The organism is Desulfobacter latus (assembly GCF_013389365.1).
In the GTDB taxonomy this organism is placed as follows: Bacteria; Desulfobacterota; Desulfobacteria; order Desulfobacterales; family Desulfobacteraceae; genus Desulfobacter; species Desulfobacter latus.
This window is the reverse complement of sequence record NZ_JACADJ010000159.1, coordinates 1-1,501: the sequence shown is the minus strand read 5'-3', so window position 1 is coordinate 1,501 and position 1,501 is coordinate 1. Positions and strand designations below refer to the sequence as shown.

Genomic DNA, 1,501 nt, shown 5'->3' with positions numbered 1-1,501 from the left:
GAAAATGCAGAGAAGGTGATCATGCTACGTTCATATTATAAGTCAGGGAGATGGAATTATTTGAAACAAATGGCAAACTCGCACAATTCATTGGCTGTTGCATAACCGGGAAAATGGGAATGCGCCCACTGTTTGTGTGATCCTTTTTGACGGACTTCAACAAAACCCAATTTTCCAAGTATCCGAATAATAGTTTTAGGCTTAATTACAGGTATATTCCCCATTATCAAGCGACTTCAACAAGCTGGGTCCCTACAAACTCACTCTCAATCTTCGGAGGGCCGTCTTCGAGGAGCATTTCAAGAACTTCCTTCAAATTTTTGTGAAGTTCATCAATTGTATCGGCTTGTGAATGCGCTCCAGGAAAACCAGGAATATATCCTACATAAAGTTTTGTTTCGGAGCATCTTTCAATGATTGCGGTATATTTTTCCATGATATTGCTCTTATCTTAAGTTTCGCTTGTTTTAATTTTGGTTTCAGTAGTTTTGGATGCAATTATCCGATTTTTCACTTTGGCCAATTTTGACCAGGTTATGAAGTATCAAACAAATACTGGTGAGTATAGCATTCTTCCGGGACATCCAAAATCGATAAAATATCTTTTTGTGCTAAGCGGGGTCTGACCCAGTTAAGTGCTTATTATTAATTTGTTATTGGCTTAAAAGTGGGGTGTCTAAATCCGCTGGTTTCAATTATTCACTTTTTGGCACTCGCTTGACACCCATCACTTCAGAAAATGGCATTGCAGTCAATCTTGCAGTGGGGTGTCTAAATCTGCCATTTTCGTTTGCGCGCTTTTTGGCCCTCTTTTGAGTTTTGAGTTGTTGAAATGCCTTTCAGAAGAGGTCGTTCAACAGATTTTGCTCAAAGGGGGTGGGGTCGGACCAACGATGCTCCTGGACCATTTATCATCACGAAAGTTACCACCATTGCTGTGGCATGATAACGATCCTCCCGGAAAGCCCCTCTCCGGTTCTTTCGCTGATTAAATTCCTGGACGGTTCGGCCGGCAATCAGTTTGATGGAATTTGGTATAACACCGCGCCCCTTATCATCTACGACGAGAAGATGAATGTGGTTCGATGTGACGATATAATTCAGTATTACCAAACCATAACGTTTCTTTGCTTCAAAAAGCCATTGGAGCCACCGATGGTAATCCTTGGCAAATTTGAGCAAAAACGCTCTCTTGTGGCATCGGTGCGTGATATGCCATATTTGTCCGGGTACATAGTGACGATTTGCTCTCGCCATGGCTATAATGCTTTTTTTGACCTCAAAAAATACAATATTGCACCCCAAACGAGCCCGATTTCACACTTATTTCTTTTTGTTTCAAAGCGTTAACTTGACCCGACCCCAAGCAAACACCCCAGGATCAGGCACACGGAGTCCGTGCCGATGAACTCTTTGCCCAGGATGAATGCCTGGGCCAGGCCGTCGGGCCGGGGCTGGGGTGTGTAGGAGATCTCCAGGCCCAGGTGGGCGCCGTCGCCAA

4 protein-coding genes are annotated in these 1,501 nt (G+C 43.8%); all 4 read right to left on the bottom strand.

Going from position 1 to position 1,501, the window contains the following annotated elements:
• Positions 1-56: 56 nt before the first annotated feature.
• Complete coding sequence (locus tag HXW94_RS20530; RefSeq protein ID WP_178368406.1) at positions 57-224, bottom strand: type II toxin-antitoxin system HicA family toxin; 168 nt, start codon at positions 222-224, stop codon at positions 57-59.
• Between the two features lie 2 nt (positions 225-226).
• A complete protein-coding gene (locus HXW94_RS18715) occupies positions 227-436 on the bottom strand; it encodes a type II toxin-antitoxin system HicB family antitoxin (RefSeq protein WP_178368405.1) in 210 nt (69 codons plus the stop codon).
• Positions 437-867: 431 nt separating this feature from the next.
• Complete coding sequence (locus tag HXW94_RS18710; RefSeq protein ID WP_246294249.1) at positions 868-1,257, bottom strand: transposase; 390 nt, start codon at positions 1,255-1,257, stop codon at positions 868-870.
• An 89-nt stretch (positions 1,258-1,346) separates the two neighbouring features.
• Positions 1,347-1,484, bottom strand: a complete 138-nt coding sequence (locus HXW94_RS19665; protein ID WP_343054716.1) for a hypothetical protein — start codon at positions 1,482-1,484, stop codon at positions 1,347-1,349.
• Positions 1,485-1,501 lie beyond the last annotated feature (17 nt).